General features: G+C 46.9%; 18 protein-coding genes. 9 read left to right on the top strand and 9 right to left on the bottom strand.

Annotated elements, in window-relative coordinates; translation table 11 throughout:
* Positions 1-184: 184 nt before the first annotated feature.
* From AC3CIC_RS16455 to AC3CIC_RS16445, 3 genes are all read right to left on the bottom strand, one after another.
* Complete coding sequence (locus AC3CIC_RS16455) at positions 185-1,021, bottom strand: delta-class carbonic anhydrase (RefSeq protein WP_488516869.1); 837 nt, start codon at positions 1,019-1,021, stop codon at positions 185-187.
* A 391-nt stretch (positions 1,022-1,412) separates the two neighbouring features.
* Positions 1,413-2,375 (bottom strand): transposase, encoded by a 963-nt coding sequence (locus AC3CIC_RS16450; RefSeq protein ID WP_488516385.1) that lies wholly within the window; start codon positions 2,373-2,375, stop codon positions 1,413-1,415.
* A 39-nt stretch (positions 2,376-2,414) separates the two neighbouring features.
* Positions 2,415-2,669, bottom strand: coding sequence for a hypothetical protein (locus tag AC3CIC_RS16445; protein ID WP_488516384.1), 255 nt, complete (start codon positions 2,667-2,669; stop codon positions 2,415-2,417).
* A gap of 77 nt (positions 2,670-2,746) precedes the next feature.
* Here AC3CIC_RS16445 and AC3CIC_RS16440 point away from each other — a divergent pair, with 77 nt between their 5' ends.
* On the top strand, positions 2,747-3,664 hold the full coding sequence (locus AC3CIC_RS16440; RefSeq protein ID WP_488515876.1) for an IS5 family transposase: 918 nt from the start codon (positions 2,747-2,749) through the stop codon (positions 3,662-3,664).
* 635 nt (positions 3,665-4,299) lie between these two features.
* On the opposite strand, the gene AC3CIC_RS16435 is transcribed toward AC3CIC_RS16440, so the two are convergent.
* A complete protein-coding gene (locus AC3CIC_RS16435) occupies positions 4,300-4,614 on the bottom strand; it encodes a hypothetical protein (RefSeq protein WP_488516383.1) in 315 nt (104 codons plus the stop codon).
* 337 nt (positions 4,615-4,951) lie between these two features.
* Positions 4,952-12,589 carry a glycoside hydrolase family 17 protein gene (locus AC3CIC_RS16430; protein ID WP_488516382.1) on the bottom strand — a complete coding sequence of 2,546 codons (7,638 nt, stop codon included), beginning with the start codon at positions 12,587-12,589 and terminating at the stop codon, positions 4,952-4,954.
* 671 nt (positions 12,590-13,260) lie between these two features.
* On the opposite strand from AC3CIC_RS16430, the gene AC3CIC_RS16425 reads away from it, so the two are divergent.
* The 4 genes from AC3CIC_RS16425 to AC3CIC_RS16410 all read left to right on the top strand — a co-directional run bounded on the left by AC3CIC_RS16425 (position 13,261) and on the right by AC3CIC_RS16410 (position 17,678).
* Positions 13,261-14,664 (top strand): carbohydrate porin, encoded by a 1,404-nt coding sequence (locus AC3CIC_RS16425; protein WP_488516381.1) that lies wholly within the window; start codon positions 13,261-13,263, stop codon positions 14,662-14,664.
* A 98-nt stretch (positions 14,665-14,762) separates the two neighbouring features.
* Positions 14,763-16,328, top strand: coding sequence for a family 16 glycosylhydrolase (locus tag AC3CIC_RS16420; RefSeq protein WP_488516868.1), 1,566 nt, complete (start codon positions 14,763-14,765; stop codon positions 16,326-16,328).
* 192 nt (positions 16,329-16,520) lie between these two features.
* Positions 16,521-17,243, top strand: coding sequence for a YebC/PmpR family DNA-binding transcriptional regulator (locus AC3CIC_RS16415; protein WP_016960469.1), 723 nt, complete (start codon positions 16,521-16,523; stop codon positions 17,241-17,243).
* Positions 17,244-17,324: 81 nt separating this feature from the next.
* Positions 17,325-17,678, top strand: a complete 354-nt coding sequence (locus tag AC3CIC_RS16410) for a hypothetical protein (RefSeq protein WP_017003332.1) — start codon at positions 17,325-17,327, stop codon at positions 17,676-17,678.
* 127 nt (positions 17,679-17,805) lie between these two features.
* On the opposite strand, the gene AC3CIC_RS16405 is transcribed toward AC3CIC_RS16410, so the two are convergent.
* Together AC3CIC_RS16405 and AC3CIC_RS16400 are read right to left on the bottom strand one after the other, a co-directional pair.
* Positions 17,806-20,016, bottom strand: coding sequence for a sensor domain-containing phosphodiesterase (locus AC3CIC_RS16405; RefSeq protein WP_488516380.1), 2,211 nt, complete (start codon positions 20,014-20,016; stop codon positions 17,806-17,808).
* A gap of 178 nt (positions 20,017-20,194) precedes the next feature.
* On the bottom strand, positions 20,195-21,091 hold the full coding sequence (locus AC3CIC_RS16400) for a 1-aminocyclopropane-1-carboxylate deaminase/D-cysteine desulfhydrase (protein WP_488516379.1): 897 nt from the start codon (positions 21,089-21,091) through the stop codon (positions 20,195-20,197).
* Between the two features lie 346 nt (positions 21,092-21,437).
* Between AC3CIC_RS16400 and zigA the strand changes: the two genes are divergently transcribed.
* From zigA to AC3CIC_RS16380, 4 genes are all read left to right on the top strand, one after another.
* A complete protein-coding gene (gene zigA, locus AC3CIC_RS16395; protein ID WP_016960464.1) occupies positions 21,438-22,646 on the top strand; it encodes a zinc metallochaperone GTPase ZigA in 1,209 nt (402 codons plus the stop codon).
* Entirely contained in the window at positions 22,643-22,846 is a 204-nt protein-coding gene (locus AC3CIC_RS16390) for a hypothetical protein (protein WP_488516378.1), read from the top strand. Before zigA ends, AC3CIC_RS16390 begins: the two co-directional genes overlap by 4 nt.
* A 194-nt stretch (positions 22,847-23,040) precedes the next feature.
* Entirely contained in the window at positions 23,041-23,502 is a 462-nt protein-coding gene (locus AC3CIC_RS16385) for a Fur family transcriptional regulator (protein ID WP_394209446.1), read from the top strand.
* Between the two features lie 203 nt (positions 23,503-23,705).
* The gene (locus tag AC3CIC_RS16380) at positions 23,706-24,473 is read left to right on the top strand and encodes a nuclear transport factor 2 family protein (protein WP_488516377.1); all 768 of its coding nucleotides are present in this window, start codon (positions 23,706-23,708) and stop codon (positions 24,471-24,473) included.
* 64 nt (positions 24,474-24,537) lie between these two features.
* On the opposite strand, the gene AC3CIC_RS16375 is transcribed toward AC3CIC_RS16380, so the two are convergent.
* Both AC3CIC_RS16375 and AC3CIC_RS16370 read right to left on the bottom strand, forming a co-directional pair.
* Positions 24,538-25,383: a patatin-like phospholipase family protein gene (locus AC3CIC_RS16375; protein WP_488516376.1), complete on the bottom strand. Its 846-nt coding sequence runs from the start codon at positions 25,381-25,383 to the stop codon at positions 24,538-24,540.
* A 33-nt stretch (positions 25,384-25,416) separates the two neighbouring features.
* Positions 25,417-26,430 (bottom strand): substrate-binding domain-containing protein, encoded by a 1,014-nt coding sequence (locus AC3CIC_RS16370; RefSeq protein WP_016960459.1) that lies wholly within the window; start codon positions 26,428-26,430, stop codon positions 25,417-25,419.

Below are 26,430 nucleotides of genomic sequence, written 5' to 3'. Positions count from 1 at the left end.
AAACATGCATGAATATTTATTTAACACATCATGATTTGTTATGTGTTGAACTAGGGTGTCTTTCCAGTACCTTCAGTATTTCAAACTCGCACTACGACCTGAATGGGAAAAAGTGATAAGCAGTGTGTACGCAGATAGGCAGGCAAAAAGGGCGCAAATATGCGCCCTTTCGTCATTGCTATTGCTATTGCTGGATTTCAGAAAGCAGATCTTTATTCACCACAAGGTTTCTGACGCCGTGAGCATGATCTTCATCAAAATCGTTGCCCTCACACCATTCACCAACGGTCGCAATATTTACTTTGGCAACCTTAGGGCGAACACTCCACGTCACTTGGAATGGTGAGCCTTCTTCATTATATCCAGGGCCCGTCGTTGAGCCCGCGTATTGAATAGGTTTACCTGTGTTGTTTGGCATGTTGATCGCCTGATGCACGCCGTCTTTCTTCTCATGCTCATTCAGTTTTTCAAAATCCAACGCAGTATTGTCATTTACCACCACGTAAACTTGCGTTTCTACGCGGAGTTGTGGATTTTTGTTAGCGTCATTAAAACATGAACCCAAGGTTGCCCCTGGTTCAACTTGTGCAGTGGTATGAACATAATGCACTTCGATCGTATCACCCGGCTTCACGTCGCCATGCTTGCTTGAACAGATTTTACCTTTCACAGGCGCAAGCTCAGCTGCACTCAGCTTACCGGCATATTGGAAGCCGCTTTGGTAACCATGACCGTCACCATTGCCTGCATACTTCGTGAATTCTCCCCCTTTGTGCTCCGCATTTTTATGGAAGTGGATATTACACAGATTCATCTGTGTGTATTCCGGCGCTGGGTTAAATGACAACGTGTTGCGACCTTCATGCGAATCGATGTCTCTTGGAGACTGAGGGCCGAATCCTTCACCAGCCGTATTTTCTGCCAGCTCACTACGCTGTTCTGCAATCGCTTCATCAGACACGTTCCCATCGCCGCTTTTTGCCACCACACCAAAAGACGCGATGCTGGCCAATACGATGATACAAAGTTTGCTTTTTTTCACAGGTTCACTCCCTTGTTAGTTCAAATCAGAGGTTCGACTCATAAGACGCTTTTAGGCTTTACGCGCCAATCCACATTCGCTGTGAGTGCGAATGCCAAAAAGGCTAACAGAAGTTAACCCTCCAACCATTCATATGCCACACATACGAACCCAGTTCTCAAAAGTGAATGACACTGTGTATGGGAATAACATCGAATTAACGAATCAAGGAGGAAATGAGAGGGGCGCGAGCTTTTGTCATTGAAATCAAAATGGCGAGTAATTGAATGACACGTTGCAGTCGACAGCTGATTGAATATGACGTTTTTCGTCATACATAAGTCTCAGGCCGTTACCTGATAAGTGGACGTGTTTACGAAAGGAAGAAGAATTAACGGTCAGGCAGACGAAGACCAGAAAGCCGTTTACGATGCAAGTCAGGTAACGCCGCTTTCAGTGACGATTCTGTGCCAATCATGCTGCCTCGCTCTATACATGTGCAGGTGCTCAACCAGTTTTCACTGTCAAAGCCCAGCCGTTCAAGCAATGATGGCTGCGTGTTGTCTATATTCCCTCTTTTATCATCTCGGATTTGTCTGCCTGTCCAATCAACAAGCGCGAGGTAATCCATCAACCGAAAGGGGATGCCATCAGGCATGTCTTGTCGCGGGTTTCCTGCGAACGGGAATAAGTGGGCAGCGGTAATTTCTGCTTTCTTTAGCGATTCAATACGCGCCTTGATGGACGTGTGCTCTGAGGTTTCTGGTGTTTCCGCCATGGCGGCTCTCACTGGATTCAAATCCACGTACGCCATGGCAGCGGCTAAGGCTTTTTCATCCAATAACGCTTGGCTTTTGAATCGCCCTTCCCAGAAATGGCCTGTACATTTGTCTTCGCGGTTGGCCTCTGAGGCAATGTGCTGGTTGAGTAACCGCATTAACCAACTGATTGAGATAAGACGCTCTCGCCAAACTTCTATGATTTCGCTGCATCGCTCTGTTTCTGTATCGGAGAGTTTATCTCCCTGCATGAAGCGCTGAACAAGTGCGGGGCCTTGATGAAACGCCAGCCACCGCTCAACGATTTGGTGCGGTGACAGTCTTTTGACCTTTTCCGTATTGATATGTAATACGACGTGGTAGTGATTGTTCATAATCGCGTATGCACAAATATCGATACAAAATGCCTTTGCCAGCGCTAACAGACGTTTTTCAATCCATTCTCTGCGGTGCTCATAGCTTTGCTGGGATTTGTCATCATAACCGCAAAGAAACGAGCGTCGCACACAGCGTGAAACGCAGTGATAGTAAGGCGTGGCGTCAACACTGATAAGAGATGAGCGGGCTTTTGTCATTGGAAATTTAAATAGCAAGAAGCTGGGCTAAAGATGGTTTTATACGCTATGTATCTTGTTTTTGATTTCCTCTGCAGATAAACCGTAGTTTTTCGCAGCATAGTCATAATCGATTTCAACAGTTTCTGTTTTGGAAGACCCCCAACGATCCTCTTCAGGCCCTCGTCTAATTTCTTTCAATGACTCACAAGCCTTACAACCTAGCAAACTATATTTTGCCGTTTTTTCATCTGGATAATTGGGGTTTGCTGTCTCCGCAATGAAGACGGCATCATCCAGTTTACACTTTGGCACGGCGTTGTTTCCTAAATCATTGAACTAATATCAATAGCCGCGATCAGATCATCAGGACCTCAAACAGGTAGATGATGATGGGCAAATCCAAGCACAAGATCAGCAACTGGAAAGAATACAACCAAGCCCTGAAAAATCGTGGCTCGGTCACCTTTTGGATTGATGCTGCTGCCATCAAATCTTGGCGCTGCAATAAACACCATGGGAAGCGTGGTCGGGGTTTCCAATTTAGTGATGCATCGATTGAGACGGCATTGATGATCAAAGGAGTTTTCAAGCTCCCTTTGCGAGCACTCGAAGGATTCATTAACTCGCTGTTTGTGCTCATGGATGTTCCACTGACGTCTCCTTCTTATAGCTGTATTAGCAAGCGAGCAAAGACCGTCGAAGTTCACTATCGTTCTCCAAGCCGTGGGCCTATCGCTCATGTCGTCATCGATGCCACTGGTCTAAAAGTGTATGGGGAAGGTGAATGGAAAATGCGTAAGCATGGTAAAGAAAAACGCCGAGTATGGCGTAAGTTGCACCTCGCTATTGATGCCGCTACGCACGAGACCATTGCTGCTGAAGTGAGCTTGGATAGTGTTGGTGATAATGAAGTCTTACCGACGTTGTTGAATCCGCTTCGTCGAAAGATTCAACAAGTGAGCGCTGACGGTGCTTATGATACTAAAGCGTGCCATCGTGTATTGAAAAATAAGGGGATAACACCCACCATTCCTCCGAGAAGTAACGCAGGTTTTTGGGAGGAAGGGCATCCTCGAAACATAGCTGTAAGCGCCTTAAAATCGGGTGATCTCGCCACGTGGAAACAAGAAAGTGGTTATCACAAACGGTCATTGTCAGAAACGGCGATGTACCGCTATAAGCAGTTACTCAGTCCAAAATTGACGTTAAGAGATTACAACGCACAAGTCGGAGAAGCGTTAGCGAACGTCAAGGCAATGAACAAAGTCATAAGACTCGGTATGCCTGTTAGAAAACCAACTGGTTAGGCCGTTAAAATCAAATAGGATCAATTCGTTAGCTTAACGATTTGATCAACAAGGCCCTTTGGCACACACCTATTTTCTGTCACGATAACTGCTCCTTTATTAAAAGTCTTTCAGAGCTCGCAAGCGCCAATTCACAATGTCGTCGCTAGTAATGCCTGGGAAGTTATATTCCAACTATTCTTAGGGTGTCTGTTCCAGAAATTATTCGACTCATTGATTAAGAATTAAAATATACACCTAACAACATAATAAAAAAGCTAATCATATTTATAGCTATCGCCACCCTAGATACATAGAACACCCACCACTTATCTTTTGGATACATTCCAAGCACAAGGCCATTGAATACATAACTAACTGTAAGATAGGGAGAAGTTGGAAAATGCATAATGTAAATGTCATTGTAGCGATCCTTGTCGAACTTTTTCATTAGAAAACCAATGTAAATGGACAACAAAATAAAGCTGACAAAACTCATGCAGCTTAATAAAAAAACAATGAATAAAAGGAGCTCTTCCATGCGCATCAAGTTCTCTTTAAAAGTAAAAATCTTAATTTCTATTGAAAATTAGATTTCAACAGAAATTTCAGGGTCATTTAACCCAATCCAACTAAATCAAATTCAAAGAGAGGTTTTAGTCAAAATACTTTCTAACATCATCAATAGCATCCGCTCCCACTTCGTACCCCACTGATATTATATCAACTAGTTTTGGCTTGTGATAATCCCAAATCATATCAATTTCTTGATCTAACTTATAAGCCGTGTAAGTACCAGAAGATACTGCCAACGCAGGCGCAAAAGGTGCTCCCCAACCAGTTGCTGCAGCTAGAGTACCAGTTGTTACGCCTACTATCCCCCCCGCAGAGGTAGAGGTTACACCGCTTACGAATTGCAAAAATACAGGGACACACACCCTAAGAATAGTTAAAAATACGAGCCCAAGCACTGGCTAATTCGCTGGTTGGAATCTCAGAAGTGAGCATTATTTAACGATTGTTGGTATTGCCGCTGACAGCTGATTGAATATGGCGTTTTTCGTCATACATAAGTCTCAGGCCGTTACCTGATAAGTGGATGTGTTTACGAAAGGAAAAAAAATTAACGGTCTGGCAGACGAAGTCCAGAAAGCCGTTTACGATGCAAGTCAGGTAACGCCGATTTCCATTTTCAGGGTGTGTGTCCACGTTATTTACCTTATACTTCCGCTCCAACTATTTCTTTCGATGGGAAATAAAAAAGGAGTCCAAAGTGGGCTCCTTTTAATAGAGAATGAAAAACGATTGTTACTGAGTGGTGAACTCAAACTCCGCGAATTTAATATCACCAGTGTCTGCAACATCACCCTTAAGGATGATACCAATCACTTTCATATCAGAATGGCTAGGTGTTGGTACAGTGACTTTCAACCAACCGTTACCCAAATCTTCTGTCACAACTTGACCACCATTGATGTTGCCAGCTGGATTCTGGCTGCTCACCAAATACGTCATCGTTCCACTGCTACCGCTTTGGAACTCAATCTTCGTCTCATAAAAGTCGCTTTGCTGCACTTTATAAGAGAAGTGAGTATATGACGCAATGTTGGCACCCGCTGTGTTAGTGGTCTCCATCACTGCTGTCGCCCATTGAACGGTCGCCGATTGACCTTCACCCGTCCAGTTGCTCGCTGGCGAACTGGTAATGGTATCTGAGTAAGGTGCATCACCGCTGTTTGCAGTAAGTACGACACCGCTACCCCATTGATCACCAACGAACTGAAGACCAATTGTATCTTGCTCACCATTAAATGTGACGAAAGTGTTTGCATCACCGGCTTCACCGCTTCCGGTTCCACCGCCATCAGTACCACCATCAGCACCAGTAGGAGAAATAATCACATTGTCGACGAGATACTCGGAGCCTACTCCGGTAGCCCATGCTGGGAATACCATGACAAGATCGATCGCTGTGAGGTCTAGCCCGTTGTTGGATAGGTCACTCAGGTTAAACGTATAGTGCTTCCAAGTATTCAACTCAGGAAGCGTACCTAAGCTCAACTCTACGAACTCACCGCCGTTATCAGGACCGCCATTTGATTCAACTTTGAATTTCCAGTCATCTGCTGGTGCATCACCTGCCGCAACTAGCTTGATATCAAACGAGATTGTACCTTCTACCATCCATGCATTCACATCGATTGGCTGTGGGTTCGTTGCAACACCTTCACGGGAACTGAAGCCATTTACTGTCGCGCTGACCACTTGGAAGGAAGTAACTTCGCCGTATTCAGCATCACTATCAGTGATTACAGGTGGCGTGGTTCCACCACAACAATCCCACGCTACCCACTGAGGGTTCGCTGCATCGTTAAAGATAACGATTGGAGTGTTACCTGTGGTGCCGCCGTCAGTACCACCATCGGTGCCGCCGTCAGTACCACCATCGGTGCCACCATCGGTGCCACCATCGGTGCCACCATCGGTGCCGCCGTCAGTGCCACCATCGGTGCCGCCGTCAGTACCACCATCGGTGCCGCCGTCAGTACCACCATCGGTGCCGCCGTCAGTGCCACCATCGGTACCTCCGTCAGTGCCACCATTCGAGCCAACTGCATTGAAGGAGATGTTGTCGAAGTGCATCACTGTGTCTGCATTACGTGAGGTATCTGCATCAACGAAATCAGGGAACACGACTACGCCAGTAACAGGACCGTCATAAAGGTCTGCGACAGACGAGAAGTCAAACGTCAGCTCTTCCCACTGGTTAACAAGCGTGTTGTTAGCAAGAAGCTCTTGCGCGTAACCCGTGACCGTCTCCAGCTTGAAACGTACGGTGCTAGCTTTGTCTTTGTACACCATCATACGAACAACGCTGTTGGTCGCATCAAGGGTGAACGACTCAACGTCGCGAGTAATAGCACCTGCCCATGGCGCACCAGCGGCGCGCGCAATGATTTTAGCTGCGGTGCTTGAACTGTTTACACCCGAGGTGTCTGGGTTAGCAACAAGTTCAATCGCTGGATTGTCATCGTTCTCGAACACTTCCCACGTTACTGCATTGGTTTCGAAGTCGATGCTGTCGATACCGCTGTCAGTGCCACCGTCGGTACCACCATCAGTGCCGCCATCTGTACCACCGTCAGTGCCAGCAGCATTGAAGGTGATGTTGTCGAAGTGCATGACTGCGTCTGCATCACGTGTAGTATCTGCATCAACGAAATCAGGGAACACGACTACGCCAGTAACAGGACCGTCATACAGGTCTGCAACAGACGAAAAGTCAAACGTCAGCTCTTCCCACTGGTTAACAAGCGTGTTGTTGGCAAGAAGCTCTTGCGCATAACCACTCGCCGTTTCCAATTTGAAGCGTACGGTGCTGATTTTGTCTTTGTACACCATCATACGAACAACGCTGGTGGTCGCATCAAGAGTGAACGGTTCCACGTCGCGAGTGATAGCACCAGCCCATGGTGCGCCATTGGTGCGTGCAATGAGCTTGGCTGCAGTAGCCGAGACATTTGCTCCAGAGGTATCTGGGTTAGCAACAAGTTCTACCGCTGGGTTGTCATCGTTTTCGAACACTTCCCACGTTACCGTGTTCGCTTCGAAGTCGATGATATCGCTCGCAGTGATTGTTACGCCGTTATTACCACCGTCAGTGCCGCCGTCAGTACCACCATCGGTGCCGCCGTCAGTACCACCATCGGTGCCGCCGTCAGTGCCGCCGTCAGTGCCACCATCGGTGCCGCCGTCAGTACCACCATCGGTGCCGCCGTCAGTACCACCATCGGTGCCGCCGTCAGTACCACCATCGGTGCCGCCATCGGTGCCTTCTGCATTGAAAGTGACGTTATCAAAATACATTGTTGTATCAGCGCTACGCGTAGTATCCGCATCGACAAAGTCTGGGAATATAACCACGCCAGTCACTGGACCATCAAACAATGACGCAACATCAGAAAAGTCAAACGTCAGTTCTTCCCATTGATTAACGGCTGTGTTTTGGGCAAGAAGCTCTTGCGCATAACCACTTGCTGTTTCCAATTTGAAGCGAACTGTGCTGGCTTTGTCTTTATAAACCATCATGCGAACAACACTGTTTGATGCATCCAGCGTAAACGATTCAACGTCACGCGTGATCGCACCAGCCCATGGCGCACCAGCGGTGCGCGCAATGATTTTAGCGACAGTGTTTGAGTTATTTGTACCAGAAGCATCTGGGTTGGAAACAAACTCAATCGCAGGGTTGTCATCGTTTTCGAACACTTCCCACGCTAGCGTGTTGGTTTCGAAATCAATGCCATCACCAACGGTTGTTGTACCGCCGTTAGTACCACCATCGGTGTCATTATTTACAAATGCAACATCAGCAATTTGCAGTGCGCCATTTTGTCCAAGTACGATAGCGAAGATGGTCATATCATCAAAGTCAGGCAATGGAACTTCCATTTGCACCCAACCGCCGTCTAACGCAGTACCTGTCGACAGCATGTAATCATTTGCATCTTCATCTTGAGTCAGACTACTGATCGCCACACGAACTGCGTCTAGATCTGTCTTCACTTTAAACTGAGCATGTGTATATGGCGTAACGTCTACTGGGTTGATAGAGCTTACCCAAGCTAACGCACCCCAGCCGTTGGTGGCTGTCACATCAAGTGCAGGGTCATAAGTACCACCCGTTACATCTTCAATGCTCGTACCATTCCAAGCTTGCAGGTCTTCGAAAGCAAAGTTGCTCTCTTGACCGGTATATAGAATATACGCTGTCTCTGGAGCTTCTGTTCCACCATCAGTGTCATTGTTTACGAATGCAACATCCGCAATTTGTAATGTTCCGTTCTGACCAAGTACAACAGCAAACGTCGTCATATCTGTGTAGGCAGGTAACGGTACAGACATTTGCACCCAGCCACCGGTCAAATCAGTGCCTGTTGAAAGCGAGTAATCATTTGCACTCTCACCTTCACTTTGGCTACTGATTGAAACACGAACTTGGTCGGCATCAGTCAGCACTTTGAACTCAGCGTGTGTATATGGCGTGATGTCTACCGTAGTTGAGGTGTTAACCCAAGCCAATGCACCCCAGCCGTCTGTAACAGTCAGCGTAAGCGCTGGGTCATAGGTTCCACCCGTAACGCTTTCGATGCCCGCACCATTCCACGCTTGTAAATCTTCAAAAGTGATTGTGCTTTCTTGACCTGTATACAGGATGTATCCAGTACCTGATGAGCCAGTGCCGCCACCGTCGGTTCCACCATCAGTTTCCCCAGTCTTGCTGAAACGAACGTTGCGCAGTTCTAGAACACCGCCGTCGTCAGTTGAACCTTGGAAGAAAATCGGTGAAGTCACGTCTGTGAAATCAGGCGAAGTAGCGCTAGTCAGTTCAGTAACAGGGATTTTATATGACTGCCACTCAGAGGTAATTGAGTAACCACCTGGACCAAACGCAACACCATTGTTCGTTTGTGGTCGAGTGCTATCACCAAATGCACCTGTTTGGAAGCCAATGTTGATGGCAGTTGTCGTGGTGCCTTTGATGTCAAACATCAGGTAACCGTTTTCAAAACCAGTCAGGTTTTGGCCAGAACTGCCAGAAACAGCAGCACTTGCTCCCCAACCCCAATCTTTCGCAGTACCCGCCGTTGGCGGCGTCGTTAGCTCAAGAACTTGCTTGTCTGGGTTTGCAGCAAGCCACGCAGTATTTTCCCACGCAACCGCCGTCAGGTTAGCGTTAACCGCACCGTTATAAATCGTGTACTCATTGCCTTCTATCACACCACCTGCGTTGAACGCATATGGGATAGCAAGAATGCCGTCGATAACAGTTTGCGCGTTACCACCATTTGATTTAACGATTGGGTTGCCACCACGAGTAATCCCGTCGAAAGCACCGGCATCAACTTGATCCCAAATGGCGTATTTCGCATTGCCATTGATATCAACTAAACCAAAGTGTTGCTCTGAGTGACTTGGGTTGCTTGAATCGCCTTTCCAAGGTTCATCGAATGCTTGGAAGAAGAACACGGACGCACCATATTCACCTGCCCAGTCAGACATCGCATTAAAGTACGCTTTTTGCTTGTACTCATCCGCTGCACCTGTACCACCCGCGCCATAGCCTTCACTTGAAAGCGTTGACCAACCCGTTTCACCAATGTGAACTTGCTTGGTGCTGTCAACAGACAATACGCTCGTTTGTGCATCGTCAAACTGTGTCATTGCCATGCCAAATGCACGACCCATTGCCGCATCCGCTTGTGCTTGACGAGACATTGATTGTTCGTCAGCTGGAACACGCCAGAACTCAGGATCAAACTGTGTATCGTGGAATGGATAAACGTGAACAGAGACATAATCAACGGCTTGAATTAGCGCTTTGATATCTGCTTCGTGGCCACGGTAGTAATCGTTGTTGATGGCCCAAACCGCCCAGTTCTCAGAACTGGTGATCCAGATGTTATTGCTAATTGTGCCATCAGCTTTCAGTGCTTGAAGCTCGTTAACGCGGCTCAATATAATGCCTGGCTCAACACGGTAGCTGCTTGCCCACTCAACCATTGCCTCATTACCAACAGCAATCACTTTGATAATGTCAGGGTAGTTTTGAGCAAACTCAACCGCTTTGTCCATTTCTGCATCGTTCTCAGGGCTTTCCTGAGAATGGTCAATAGGCTGATCAGAGAATGCATTCAACGCTGAAATCCAAACACCAAGCATCACATTCATTTCGAAGCTTGCGTCTTCTTCTTTCAGTTGGCTAATTGCGATAAGCAGATTTTCAGTATCTGAGAAACCTTGTGTGTTATAGGTACGCAACATGCGAATACCTGAAGCGTGCATGATTTTAAGATCTTCTTTCAGATCGGTCACGCTGGGTACATTTGCTTCGGTGCGTGTCGTTGTGCGGAATGCACCGTATGAGATCGCAGTGAGCTTTGCGTTACCAAGAACAGCTTCGCCTGGCGCATCGCCATTAGTCACGCTAGATACTGGGAAGTTTCCTGTTGGTGCAGGTTGTGCTGCTAGCTCAACGCCACCATGAGTGCCGCCGCCAGTACCACCATCGGTGCCGCCGTCAGTACCACCATCGGTGCCGCCGTCAGTGCCACCATCGGTGCCGCCGTCAGTTCCGCCATCGGTGCCGCCATCGGTGCCGCCATCAGTGTTTCCATCAGAACCACTTGCTGATACCAACACAACGTCCGCAAACTTCAAGGTGCCTTGACCGTTGAAGATCAAGCCAATCCACTTCATATCAGAAGTTTGTGGAATAGGCACTTCCATTTGAACCCAACCGTTTTCTAGCGACGTACCGCTTGATAGGTTGTAGGTATTCTTATCCTCGGCTTCAGAAACACTCTGCACCGAAACTTCAACAGTAGAAAATGCGGAGCTAGCTTGAACTTTGAATCGAGCAAATTTAAATGCAGATGCATCAACCGCATTTGCATCATCATTGCCCCACGCTACAGCTGCAGCATCAGCACCCCAGCTGTTACCGCTGGCTAAAGAGAATGATTTGGTGTATTGGTCGCCAGTTAGCGCATTAAGCACTGCACCACTGCCCCAGTTATCACCCCAATATTCCATTGAGAAGGTATCATCTTCGTCACTGTATGCGATGTAAGCGGATTTCACAGAAGTCACAGAACGAGTAATGAATTCGATATCTGCAATTTTGGCTGTACCTGCATTGCCTTCAAATAACAACGCAAACCAGGTCATATCTGTGAATGCTGGAAGCGGCACTTCCATCTCCACCCATCCATTGCTTAGCGCTGTGCTCTGCGACAATGGGTAAACAATTTCGCTTTTATCTTGAGTTGCACTTTGCACTGAAACTTTAATGTCTGAATAGTCGTCAGTTTGAACTTTAAAGCGCGCAAAATTGTAAGACGAAATATCAATCGCGTTTTCAGGCTCATTACCCCAAGCAATCGCTATCGCGTCCGCACCCCAAGTATTTCCGCTGGTAAGCTCGAAAGTCTTTGGATACTGGTCATCAGAAAGCACAGTATAAGTCGTACCGCTGCCCCAGTTATCACCCCAGTATTCCATTGCAAAACTATCATCTTCACCACTGTAAGCAATAAACGCTTGAGCAGTTACTTCACCTTCACCCGGTGTGACGCTGCCGCCGCCACCTGAACCTGACCCGGCATCTTCATCATCGAAACTTGGCATGTCAGTCAGTTTTTTTGCAAAAGCAATATTACGAACTTGCAGCGTTCTACCTTGCTCGTCTTCGTCTTCTAAGCCTTTGAAGTAAACTGGAGAAGTAACGTCAGTGAAGTCAATTTTCTTATCGGCGATAAGCTCTGACATTGGGATGGTGAACTTCTTCCACTCAGTGTTGAATTCTCTGGTTGTCGTTCGAGCCGAAGCGCTGCTGTTAGCCGATTTTTGTTGTGGTGAAAACACAACACCATTTTCGGTACCCGGACGAGTGTTATCAGCTCCGATGGCTTCTGGGTCTTCTGCTGGCATGCCTGTTTGAAAACCAATCGTAACGGGCTTGGTCAGATTGCCTTTAACTTCAAACGACATGTAGCCATTTGCATAACCTGAAAAATCCAACGAACCTTGGCGAGTCGCCTGCGGCACGTTCGTATTATCCGTTGTTGCGACCGCCGCACCCCAACCCCAATCATCTGATTTACCATTTCCATCCGCAAAAGGAGGAGCTGCCACATTAACATGATCGTTAGTAGCACCGGCAAAACCGGTCAACCCGGACTTGTCATTTAGCTGCCAGCCATAACTCGTGAGGTTCAAGTCTGAGTTCAGACCTGAGCCATTCTCGTGAACTGTATAAAACTGAGGTGTTTTGCTTTCATCTCCGGTCACTGACGTTCCACTAACTGGATCGTCGCCACCGCCACACCCAGCCAATGCGACGGAAGCTAGTAACACCGTCTTAGCTAAGAAATTCTTCATCATGTCGTCCGTATGTTTGTCCTACATCTAATCAGCGACGAGCCAGTGCTTACCGCTGGTCTTAGAGCTCCCCTGCCGAACGGAGAAATCTTTTTGCAAAGTGGGTGTCATTGCCAAAAAGAAAGCGCTTTCACTTTATCTTCAAAATAAAGCCGGTTACCCAGCTTTACTGCCATCAAGGTATGAACCTCGCGCATAATGTAAATTTATTGTTAAGTGGCAGTGCAACTCAACAACAATCTCCAATTTACATTGAATAGAAAGAGAAGATCCACGGTATGAGATGTAGGAAATGCAAGATTCTCACTCATGAGTCACATCACACAAATTGAAAACAAATATGCATCAATATCCATAATAAAATGCAATGGTCACTAACTTTGAAGACAAAATGTAAATTTAATGTGAAATGGTTAATGTTTTCATCTGTAAAATTTGCACTATCAAAGGACCCTGCTTAGTTTGTCACATGACTAGCGGTTTATTGGTTTCATGTGGAATCACTATTGCTAACTTTTTATACATGTGGCACTGAAAATCTAGTCAAACTCGATACTTACTTCCTCTTCTGTCACTCGGGTGTCTGACATTTGTAAGGATAAATTCGGGTTTTAAAATACCATGATAAGAAAGCGCTTTCTTTTAGGGGTAACCTAATCTCTGACGGAGTGAGAATGAAAAAGTCCAGATTATCGATGGCCGTGCTAAGCGCTGCTGCTGCCCTTTCGGGTTTGCCCGCTGTGAACGCAGCCATCATTGACGAAGTAGAATTCCACGGTTACTTCCGTGCTGGTTTTTTTGCCAGCAAGGAAAATGACTTCAAGAAGGCGGATATCGGTGGTCAAAAAGAACAACTAGGTCGACTCGGATTGGAGTCTGACAATGACGGTAATTTTGGTTTTACCACAATTACCAATATTAACGACGACCAACAACTTCGCATCCACATTGGTGTCGGTGATACCGAGTTTGATGATCTCATCGGTTTTGTCGAAATGGATGGTCTCACACGTTCAGGGACACTTTGGGGCGGTAAAAGAAAACTCGGCGAAGAAAACTACATCTTTATGACCGACTTTTTCTATACCGATCTAGATGGTCTTGGCGTGGGTATTCAAGATTACGAAGTCGGCGATGGATTTATCGATGTAGCTTATATCTCCAGCGACCGAAACATCAGTCTAACCGGCGACTATGATGATTTTGTCGATGCTGCGTATCAAACGAATAACGCAGGTGATATCGCACTAAACGATGAATTCATCTTCAACGAAGCCGACCGACAACGTATTCAGTCTAACCAAAATAACCCAATGCACACTTTCCATGCCTCTTACACATTGGGTGCGTTAACAGTTCAAGGTAATTACAAGTACATGCCTAACAACTGGGATTTCACCGGTAAAGAGTGGGCTGACACGGGTTACGACGCAACTGCCATTTACCACATGCTCAATTTCTTTGGTCTTGAAGGGAATGCGTTCTCTTATGCCATTGCGCAAGTTGGTCGTGGTCTAGGTTCAGGAAACCTCCTTGGTGGAACCATCTCTGATTATGGCTCTCTGCGACCAGGCTCGCTGACTCAAGGCTACCACACGGGTGAATGGGGAGACTACTTTGGCGACCCATACTACTTGATCACTCACCGTGAAGAAGATGCGTTGTCTGCACGTGCTCTGCTTTGGGGTGGCTATACCAATAGTTCTGGTATCGGATTCTTCCCTTCCATCCAAGCACAGTATAACGATGAAGGGACTAACTCCACTGCAGGTGCTGACGACGGCGGCTACAACTACTGGGTCTCTGTGATGATGCGTAACATCTTCCCTGTCCGTGACAACTTTATTATTCAGACAGAAACGGGCTACTACGAGAATACCCAGAATGGCGGTACATGGCATCAGTCGAAATTTACTGTTGCACCAACATTTGTATTGTCTGACGGCCTCTCAACTGCAGAAATTCGATTCACGGCAACATACCTGCCACTGTCTTGGACAACGGGTGATTCAACAGACCCTTCAGTGAAATTAAAAGACGATATCGTCTTTGGCATTCAGGCTGATGCCTACTGGTAAGCCGTTCACGTCATGTCTGGCTACGCTAAATGTGTAGCCCTAAAAAATAAGAGATTTTTAGCAATTCTCATGAATTGCCGACGAGTAAGGAAACAATGATGAGTAATTTCCCTTATCGACGTGCACTGTTGGCCACCGCGATTTTAGGCGCCATGGTAGGTTGTGAGTCGAAAGTGTATCAACCCGTTCAAGCGGGCCCAGACACCAGCGTTGCTGTGGTGCAACCAAACGCATCTTGGACGCTGATCTGGAACGATGAATTCAGCGGTGACACCATTGATAAGAACAAATGGGATCACGAAGTAAACTGCTACGGGGGCGGTAATGCCGAGCGTCAATGCTACACAAAACGCCCCGTTAACTCGTTCGTAGAAGATGGAAAACTGCACATCGTTGCACGCAACTATCAGTTTACTGGCCCTTCTGACCCAGAAGGTAAGAGCCGCCACAAAGCGACGCTTCCGTATACGTCAGCTCGCTTAAGAACCATGAACAAAGGCGATTGGCAATATGGGCGCTTTGAAGTTCGCGCTAAACTGCCATTCGGACAAGGTACTTGGCCAGCAATTTGGATGCTGCCGACTGACTATGTTTATGGTGGTTGGGCTGCGTCCGGCGAAATCGATATTGTCGAAGCGGTTAACCTGAAGACACCAACGGATGAGCTTGGTGCAGAAGCAGGTAAAGAAGAAGGTCGTATCCACGGTACGCTTCACTACGGTCGCGAATGGCCTGATAACGTGAGCACGGCGGCAGAGTATGAGCTTCCTGGTCACATTAACCCAGCAGATGGCTTCCATACCTACTCTATCGAGTGGGAAAAGGATGAAATGCGCTGGTACGTGGACGACGTTCACTATGGTACTCAACGCTCTGACGGTTGGTACAGCCAATACAAAGAAGGCGGAAAATGGGTAACTGGCGAAAGTGATGCGCCGTTCAACCAACGCTTCCATATGATCCTTAACCTAGCATTGGGTGGTTCATGGGCGTCTAACGCCAATGAAGGCGGTATCGACGATGCTATCTTCCCACAAACCATGGAAGTGGATTTCGTTCGTGTTTACGAATGTTCAAAAGATCCTGCATCTGGAAAAGGATGTGCCACGGTATCGGAAGACGCACAGTTTGTAGCAGGTACTGCTGCACCGGAAATCATCATTCCGGGTCCAGATTATGCTCGTGGTTCATTGTTCACACTGTATGACGACAAACTCGACAAGCACCTGCGTTCGAAAGAATACGATCCGCAGTTCAAGATCTACACTGAGACCAAAGAAGTCGCTGGACGTGGCAACGTTCTGGGCATCAAGAAAACGGGCGAAATCGGTAACTTCTACTTCGAATCCCCTGAAGTCAACATGACAGATTGGATGAACGGTGGAGAGATCGTGTTTGACATGATGGTCGAAGAACAAGCGCCTGGTACAGGCATTATGGTTCGCGTTGATAGTGGCTGGCCTGCATCAAGTGATATTGACGTTGAGCTTCCTCCAATTGGTCAATGGAAAGAAGTTCGCATCAACGTTGCCGAACTGATCAACAATGGAAACCGCTTCGCACCAGGTGCAAAAGCGAACATTGGTGGTCTGAAAAACATCTTTGTTATTGAGCCTACTGGTCCAATGGTCCTTAACATCGACAACGTTCGTTACGAGAAGTAATCTCTCTGTAACATGATAACTAGGCGGCGTAAGCCGCCTTTTTTACGCCTATAAAATGTGCAAAAGCGACCAGATTTGATCAGACATGGCATTTCATGGTGCTCAGATCACTTTAATACTGGAAAAACCAAAGCAGTGATTGATAAAATCCCACCTACTTCAACAAACGTAAATTATAGAGAGTAACTCCCCATGGGACGCAGTTTCGAAGTTCGCAAAAATGCAATGGCGAAAACCCAAGGCGCCAAAGTTAAGCTGTATTCAAAATACGGCAAAGAGATTTATGTTATCGCGAAGAACGGTGGCGGCGATCCAGACACGAACCTTTCGCTAAAGCGCATGATCGAAAAAGCAAAAAAAGATCAGGTGCCAAGCCACGTCATCGACAAAGCGATTGAAAAGGCTGCTGGCGGCGGCGGTGAAAACTATGAAGTTGCTCGCTACGAAGGTTTTGGTCCAGGTGGCTTCTCTGTGATTGTTGACTGTCTAACTGACAACAACAACCGCACCTACATGGAAGTACGTCAGTGCTTCGTGAAAACACACGCTAAAATTGGTGGTCCTGGTACTGTTGCTCACATGTTCGAGCATCAAGCTGTATTCCAGTTCGCTGGCGATGACGAAGAAGCCGTACTAGAAGCTCTGATGATGGCAGACGTTGATGTCACTGACATTGAATGCGAAGATGGCGTGATCACAGTATTTGCCCCAACGACTGAATTTTTCAAAGTCAAAAACGCGCTGGCAGATTCAATGCCTGACGTTGAAATTGATGTTGAAGAAATCACCTTCGTTCCACAAACCATGACCGAAGTGAAAGGCGACGATGTTGCAGCTTTCGACAAATTCATGGACATGCTGAACGATTGCGACGACGTACAAAACGTATACCACAACGCAGAAATCGAGGAGTAATACCTCTACGCTGCGTCACGAAATGCCCGGTTCGACCGGGCATTTTCCGTTATATATCTAAGTAACAGGTTGGATTCCTCCATGGAACAACAAGATTTTGAAACGCTGGTAAAAACACTGTGTGAAAAAACCAGCTTGCCGGAAGCACTGGAAGTATTGAAAGCGTGTGATGATGCTGAAGTTGCAGAAGCCGCAAGTTCAATGACCGGCCAATTCTCACTGGCTGAAACCGAAAGTGGCGTAAACCGCGTTTACCATGTTTTCACCGAGCTGAATGATGAAGGCAAAGAAGAAGAATACGTCGAACACGTGATGAACGTGGGCGATGACGTGATCGTTTTCGTTGCATGGTTCTTCTACACCCAGTTTGAAATCAAAAACCGCGATACTTACGCGGCAGCGGGTCGCACTTACAAGCAACCTAAGCGCAGCTAAACGTCAGACCGTTTTCAAATCGTTTAGAAGCGAAAAAGCCAGAATCTTGATCCTGGCTTTTTCTTTGCCGCCCTGCTCATTCAGCGTGTACGCACGCACGCGCGAGCAATACGTATTCCGATTGGTTTTACGTTTGCGCCAATGCGTTCATTGCCCCAATGTGCTGAAGCAATGGGATAGGTTTAGCCATGCCAAAACCCTGCGCATAGTTAATCCCCAATTCCTTTAATAAAGTGGCATGCTCTTCCGTTTCCACGTACTCCGCAACAGTCACCAATGACATGTTCTTCGCCACTAAACTGATCGACTGCACAATGAGCTTGTCTGTGGGATTCGTCGGCAAATGGCGAATAAACTCACCATCGATTTTTAGTACCGTCACCGGAATACGACGCAAATAAGAAAAGCTCGCGTATCCCGTTCCAAAATCATCCAACGCAATATTACAACCCGCCTCTTTCAACGCTTCAACGGTCGTAATGGCTTGCGCTTCATTTTCCAACGCTGCAGATTCTGTGATTTCAAAACAAATACGGTTTAGCGGTATCTGATATATCTTGGCAAGAGAAAGGACATAAGCGGAAAGATCTTCATCCCCCAAGGACTTTGCCGTGAGATTAATGGCGCAGCGGTTAATTAAATTCCACTGCGTAAGATGTGTCGATAGTTGCTTGAATGTATTTTCGATCACCCATCTGTCCAATTTCGCTTCTACACCAAACTCATTGATCATGGGGAAGAACTCTTCGGGCTCTAACGAGCTTCCATCTGCTGGGCGCAACCTCAATAAAACCTCAAAACTGCTGGCTGCGGATGGGTCTTGCAGGTTTCGATAGGGCTGGCAGAAAAGCTCAAACTCATTGTTTTTGAGCGCATGTTGCACCGTGATCAACCGTGACACTCTTTGCCCAGAAAGCTGATTGTCATCAAACCAACAAATCTTTTGATTCGCTAAATAGGGCTGATCACAAAACACCGATATTTTAGCGTCCAAATCCTCATCATTGGTCAGTGTCCAACAATGCAATGTGTGTGAAACTAAACTGATCGACGTACCCTGCCAGTAGAACTGAAACTCATCCAGCATTAAGCTCAAAGTCACCAATTCGCCTTGGATATCCTCTTTTTGCGGTAGAAAAAACAACACGCCCGTCGTAAACGGTGGACGATATGCGCGCTTGATATCTGATCGTGCTGCAAAGAGCTCACGAGTGATTTGACGTAGCAATTGTGCCTGGCCGCTGTGCCCGATTCCGGCAAGTTTGGTCAGGGTTGGCCACAAATCAAAAAACACCAATATAGGCTGCTCACAGTGCACCATATCCTCTTTGAGCTGTGAAAGATTGTAGAGTCCCGTGTAAGGATCCGTGCGTTCTACGCGGATTTTTTCATTCGACATCAGGAAACTTCGGATAGATGAACTGCCGTGAATGTAAGCCAAAATAGCAAATGCTGTGAGTATCTCCATCAATGCGACATATTCGTCGTCTAACGCCATCGCCGCGTTAACTTGTGTGGTTGCGCTGTAAACAATAATACTGACCACAACAGAGCCGATTAGCATTGGGCGTAAAATCCCAAAGCGTCCTATTCCGATAAACACAATGACCATTGAGACAAAGCCAAGAGAGTAAAGCATCAGAGAATCGGGTAAGAACAGCTTAACGACGATAAAAATAGCGAGCATTGCCAACCAAACACGGTAAGCCCACGGTGAGCTATTCATCCTGAAAATATTCTTGTCTAACGCGATGTACTTGTCTTTTCCCGACCAAAACAAAACGCTCAAGAACACAAAAAGTGACGGTGTGATGATCAAGTGAGTGAGTGACATACTCACCGACGACAATAAGATGAATTCAGCACCGAGGAAAATACCAGAAAGGGATGCCACTAACGTGAGCAGTAGTGCCTGAAGTACAGGTAAGATCATGCCAAACAACAGAAAATAGACCCCCACTTTCAAAAGAACACTGTGGGCTTTCACTCTTTTCACGGCGTTGCTGTACGCAAGGGTCGTAATAATCGGCGGAATAGGTAACGTCGTCGCCAATAGAAGTACGTGCACAATGGGCACATCGACGAACAGCAACTGATGGACAAAAAGTGCGGCAATAATGGCAGGAAGAATACGCAACCCTAGCAACAACATCGCTGCCACCATAAACGCATTAACAAACGACAGGACAAAGAAACCCATCGGCTCGAAGGTAAAAAACGACGAGAAATAGAAACTCAGCAATATGCCGAAGAAGATAGCTAAATTGGCAAACAGAGGTTTACGCAACTGACGATGTACGGCGTTCTCGAAGGAACGTCGTGCTGTATTTTCTTGCATTACCTTCCTCGGATTTTGCGTGCTGGGGAAAGCGTAGCAACCTCTGAGTGCGTAAAGAGTCTGATGTTGATGCTTTTTTGACTATGCGGCGGGTGTCTTAGCAGTGAAGACAATACGTGGAGAAATTATGCAATGCATCCAGATCACAGCAATGCACGGGATTAGGAGCCGTTGTGCCTCAATCAAACTTTCGCTGGTAACGCGGCAACATGCTTTCATTGCCTAACACACCACCTTGATGGATATACAGCAGCTGCTTATCCACATTTTTCGGATACCATTCCAGTAAACAACGCCACATTAAAGGGTCGTACAGTAGGTCAAACTCAATGTGGGTTTGATCGAGTAAAGATTGCCATACTCGATAGTCCGCTTCGTACAGCTTGCCAAAATGATGTTTCTGGCTGCGCGATAATACCTTTGGATGGTTGGCTTCATTCAGATCATTAAATTGTGTCGTCAGGTAGTCCTTTCCACCCACACATGGGCAGGTCAGCACGTCAATGCCATGTTGGTTAAGATGTTTATTTAAATACAATGCCGTTGTGCCCGTGCCTGATGGCAAAGCAACAACAATGGGTTTGTCTTGATTAAATCGTGCCCACTCTACAATCTCATCAGCCAGCGTTTTTACACCCGCTTCCGCGATGGGTGATCGGCCACCTTCTGGCACCAGTAAATGATGCGCATCCTGCCGATGCTTTTTGATAAACACCTCAGGATGTATCGGTTCGGCGCAAATGTCGGACATCGCGATCACCTTTGCCCCCAGATCGAGCGCACCACGATAGTTGCCGATTGGACGCGCTTTAAGCCAGCTTGGGATCCTGTCTACATAAAACTCCAACTGCCACCCTTTGATGGCCGCCAATGCAGCTAAAGAAAGCAAAGAATTTGCCTGCGGTGAACCATAGCCAATCAAGTGCGAAATATTGGGATCGTCATGCTGCAAAAGCGACATCAGCTTTCGCGCTTTGTTGCCTGAAAATTGGCTGTGTAGCAAATCATCGCGTTTCAAGTAAAACGGGATCTCTTCAAACACATGCTGGGTAACGGGGCTATTGGCAAGTTTCATGGATAGTGACTGCAAGACTGGCGGTAAATAACAAGGTGCAGTATACCCGCTCTCTTACAGAGAAAGGAAAACCAAACACGATAGAATTCACCCTTTACTTGATCTCTAACAGAACAATAAGCAAACAAACTTGCTCTTTCTTCGCACTTTCTCCCTCAGCGACTCAATGGATTGATAACCATAGAAACATCAAGCTATCAAGATCACGCCAAACACTTTCAATCCAGTACAAATTGCACATTGCCACGCAGTGAATGTGATACACAGGTTGAAATATATAAATGATACGTTATAACATAACAATATATTGAGCATAAAATGAACGTATCAAAATGGAAGCTTCAACATGACTCCACCATTCCGCTTACCTGTCACTGTTCTTTCAGGGTTTCTTGGTGCAGGAAAAACCACAGTACTCAGCCACATTCTTAACAATCGACAAGGGAGAAAAGTCGCTGTCATTGTGAATGACATGAGCGAAATCAATATCGATTCAGCCATTGTACAAAACGATGTCTCACTTAATCGAAGCGATGAAAAGTTAGTCGAAATGAGTAACGGCTGCATTTGTTGCACTTTACGAGAAGATCTTCTGTTGGAGGTCACTAAGCTTGCTGAGGAAGGTCGATTCGATTATTTGGTCATTGAATCCACAGGCATTTCCGAGCCCTTGCCTGTCGCCGAAACGTTTACTTTCTCAGATAACAACGGGGTTTCACTGTCAGATGTGGCGACACTAGACACGATGGTAACCGTCGTGGATGCGGTGAATTTTCTAAAAGATTATGACGAAGCGCTGTATCTGCAAGAAACGGGAGAGTCCCTAGGTGAAGATGACGAACGCAGCGTCGCCGAGTTACTGATTGACCAAGTCGAGTTTGCCGATGTGCTTCTAATAAGCAAAACAGACCTTGTCGAAACTTCAGAGATAGAAAGATTTATCGCTATTCTCAAAGCCCTCAATACACACGCTCGCATCATCCCTATCGCCAACGGAAATGTGGATATCAATGACGTGCTCAACACCGGTCTTTTTGATTTTGAACGTGCCCAGCAAGCGCCGGGATGGCTAAAACAAATGCGAGGTGAACACAAACCTGAAACTGAAGAATACGGCATAGGCAGCTTTACCTATTCAGCCCGCCGTCCGTTTCACCCCAACAAGTTTTTTCAGTTTATTCACAACACCGAGCAATTTGGCAAACTCATTCGCTCCAAAGGGTATTTTTGGCTCGCGTCACGCCCTGAATATGCAGGTCAGTGGAGTCAAGCAGGCGGAATGGCTCGATATGGTTTTGCTGGCATGTTCTGGCATTCCATTCCCAAAGAACAATGGCCAACCAACGAAGAACATCTCGCGGCAATTATGAAAGTGTGGACGAAGCCTTATGGCGACATGCGCCAAGAGCTCGTTTTCATTGGTCAAAATCTCGATCAAGCATCCATGATAAGTGCTCTGGATGAATGCCTGTTATCAGAAGATGAATTGCTACTTGGCAATCGCTATTGGACCGCTTTGAGTGACCCTTTTCCGGCGTGGGAGCATAGTGAATGAGTAACATTGCAATCAACAATGAGCGTCAAACGGCAGGGGCGCCACCAAGACACATCCTCTCTCGATATTCTTTTGAAGGAAACACCGCCGACGTGTTAAGCGATATTTATCGTGAAGACACAAACATGGCCATCTGGCAGCGCACGCTTTCAGACAAGTTAGCTGTCGCCGCAGAAGACATTCTCAGCAGAGCCCTATGATTTATCGGGATCTTATCTATGACTTTGAAGCCATAACAGATATATTCCGGATAGAAAAAGACGACCGATGATCTGCTCTAATCTTCGCCAGAACCACGCTGTACCGAGAGGAATAAGACAGCCTAAGCGATATAGATTCTAGAAAGCACAATCGCTGGCGGCACCAACCAGACACATTAATTTAGGTAAAAATCATGAAGAGCGTAGCAGCAGTTATTCACCATGCTGAGGAGCATTGCAAAGCGAACGGATCGCGCTTAACAGAAAAGCGAAAGCACGTACTCACGGGCTTGATTAAGTCCGATAAAGCGCTCTCTGCTTACGAGCTGATTGATTTTTGCAGGAACGAATTTGGAGAGACGATACCCGCGATGTCGGTATATCGAATTTTAGTATTCCTTCAGAATGAAAAGCTCGTCCACAAGTTGAACCTTGCCAACAAATTTGTCGCCTGTGCCCACATCACTTGCGATCACGCACATGGTGTTCCTCAATTTCTGATCTGTAATCAGTGTCATAAAGTCAGTGAAATCAATATCGAGAAGTCCACGATTGAAACGCTGAAGAACAGTGTCCAAGCCGCGGGATTTCACTTAGTCACCCCACAAATAGAACTCAATTGCGTGTGTGAAACGTGCTTGTCCGCAGCGGCATAAAGACAATTGATCGCTGTGCTTAGACCTGAACGATGAATGCATTGGGTTGGCGATAGGCACAGTGTTAACAACGTAAATCGCCCTCTCCTTTTTCTTCACCTCACCATTTCTCCGTTGAATCAAAAGCTAGCCAATTTGAATACTCAAAACACGCTAGGCTATGGGCATAGGCGACAGAAAAATGCGATAAAGGGATCTTGCACATGAACACGCTAAGAAAACAAAGCATCCATGACTTATTAAAAGGGATCGAAACGGGAGATCCAGAATCAGTCAGGGTCGTCGACCAAGAACAATACATACAACACAACCCGCTCACCAAAGAAGGCGACGTTGGGCTAGCGGAATTGTTCGCCCGACTAGCCAAAACCAACCCACGCGTCGAAATCATTCGAATTTTCTCAGATGGCGATTTTGTCTTCGCACATACCGAATATGACTTCAGCAGTGAAAAAATTTGTTTTGAAGTATTCCGGTTTGAAGGTGAACGCACCGTCGAGCATTGGGATAACCTTCAACTAAAGCAAGCGCGCAATGCGTCAGGTCATTCGATGATTGATGGCGAAACGCAGGTGAAAGATCAAGATCAAACCGAGAGTAACCGCCAGTGCATCAACGCCTTTGTGAAAGACGTGTTGATAGAACGAAACACCAACGCCCTACCCGACTATGTTGCTGCTGCGGGCTACGTCGAACACAACCCAGCGCTGACGGACGATATCAAGGCGCTAAGTACTGCACTGCTGGACACAGAGGCCGATGGCTCCCCTCGCATTCATTATCAACAGCACCATCGCACATTGGCAGATGGCAACTTTGTGTTGAGCGTTTGTGAGGGTTATCGGGAAGGCATTCACAGTGCTTTTTATGATTTATTTCGGCTCGACAACGGCCTAATTGTCGAGCATTGGGATACCGTCGAAACCGTTCCACCGCGTGCTGACTGGAACAACCTCAACGGCAAGTTCTGATTGTTATTGCCTGGCAGCTACAGACGCGGCTTATCTGTCACCTGCATATCTCTTTTCCATTCATCTAGCGGAGCCACCGCGCGATCGCCTCTTGCCCTGCTACAACACCGATGTCATAGCCTTTTTCCAGTGAGGCTGTGTCACGGCTCAGGCGTTTTAATCTAAACGATTCAGGTGGGCAGATCTCGATGATTTCGACGCCCTTAGGCGGGTTATTGATCAGTTCCAGCGCCTCGTTATAACGAACATGACGCGTTAGCATTGGCGTGATTAACGCTGGGTGATCTTTGAGGAGTCGTTTTGTGAGGGCTGTAAATTTAGGCGCAGTTTTTCGATAACAAGTGGGGCGACTTCGTAGCACCATGATTTTAGTAGCGCCGCGGCGAATGGCTTCGGCAACAGGAATCGCATCCGCTACACCACCATCCACGTAATGCACACCGTCGAGTTCAACACCTTGGCGATACATCACCGGCAAGGCGCTGCTGGCCTTCATGGTTTCCGCCAACACATCAACATGTGGCGTTAAATATTCTGCTTCGCCCGTGTCTTGTCGTGTCACGCCGAGGAAGAAAGGTCGCGGATCGGCTTGTAGAACACGTTTATCAATCCCTAACTCTTCGAGGGTAATTTTCCACATCCAATCAAGATCCATTAAATCTCCACCTAGGGCGAATTTTGCAGGTCTGATGAATTCTTTGCGAAGGCTGTAGTCGAGGTAAATTTTGCGGTTGCGACCGGGCATGTTTGCCAGATAGGCAGCGAGATTGCTAGCCCCAGCTGACACTCCCCAGAAACTATCAAACGGCGAAAAACCTTGCGCCATAAAATGATCGAGTACGCCGCAAGAGAAAATCCCTCGCATTGCACCGCCTTCAACGACCAGCGCATTTGCTCCGACAGTTTTCATGGCTTACTCCCCCGTTATTGCACGACTAAGCGTTTACGCGACGACATATTGCGCGACGGAGCAACGCTCAACGACGGCAGGTTCTAACTCGACAATTTGGCGTTCGCTGTCTTTGTGATTAATGCGCTGTATAAGCGCATCGACCGCCGCTTTGCCTAAACGATATTTGGGCTGGTGAACGGTAGAAAGCGACGGCGACATATATTTCGCAATGTGGATGTCATCGTATCCCATGATGGAAAGATCATCAGGAACGCTAATCCCATGAGCTTGTGCGGCATTGATCAGGCCCATCGCCATCATGTCGTTTCCGGCAAAAATGGCGCTCGGCATCGTGCCGTTTGTCTGAAATTGCTCAAGCGCTTGATAACCGCCTTCACACTCGAAATCCCCTTCGACAATCCATTGTGATTTGATCGGCAATTGCGCTTCTTTCATCGCGCGCTTAAAACCTTCGTAACGCATTTTTGCTTGGTGTTTGATCAACGGCCCTGTGATACAGCCAATCTCGCGATGACCTTTTTCAATCAGGTGTTTGGTGGCAAGATAACCGCCTCGCAAGGAGTTATCTTGAATTTTGTCGCAAGGCAGCGAAATCGGCCCCCAATCCATCACCACCACAGGCACACTACTCAAGCGTTCAAGCACCTCAGTGTATTCTCCTTCTAGGGTTGAACACATCAAGATAAAACCGTCGACACGCTTTTGCATCAAGGTTTCAATGGAGGCTTTCATGCGCTTAGCATCGCCTTCGGTGTTACACAAAATCAAGTTGTAGCCTGCCAGATAACAACTGCGTTCAACCCCTTTGACCACTTCGCCGAAAAAGGGGTTGGTCGAGGTGGTCACGATCATGCCAAACGTGTTGGTTCGACTGATTTTAAGGCTTCTTGCCAATGCGGAAGGTGCGTAATATTTGAGTTCTTTCGCGGCTGTATTCACACGCTCTGCAATTTCATCACTGACAAAGCGTGTTTTGTTGATCACATGACTCACGGTAGAGGTGGAAACACCGGCTAATTTCGCGATGTCTTTCATTGTTGCCAT

Source organism: Enterovibrio sp. QJM3NY_24 (assembly GCF_057786035.1).
The sequence above is the reverse complement of the archived record's forward strand: the minus strand, read 5'-3'. Positions and strand labels throughout refer to the sequence as shown.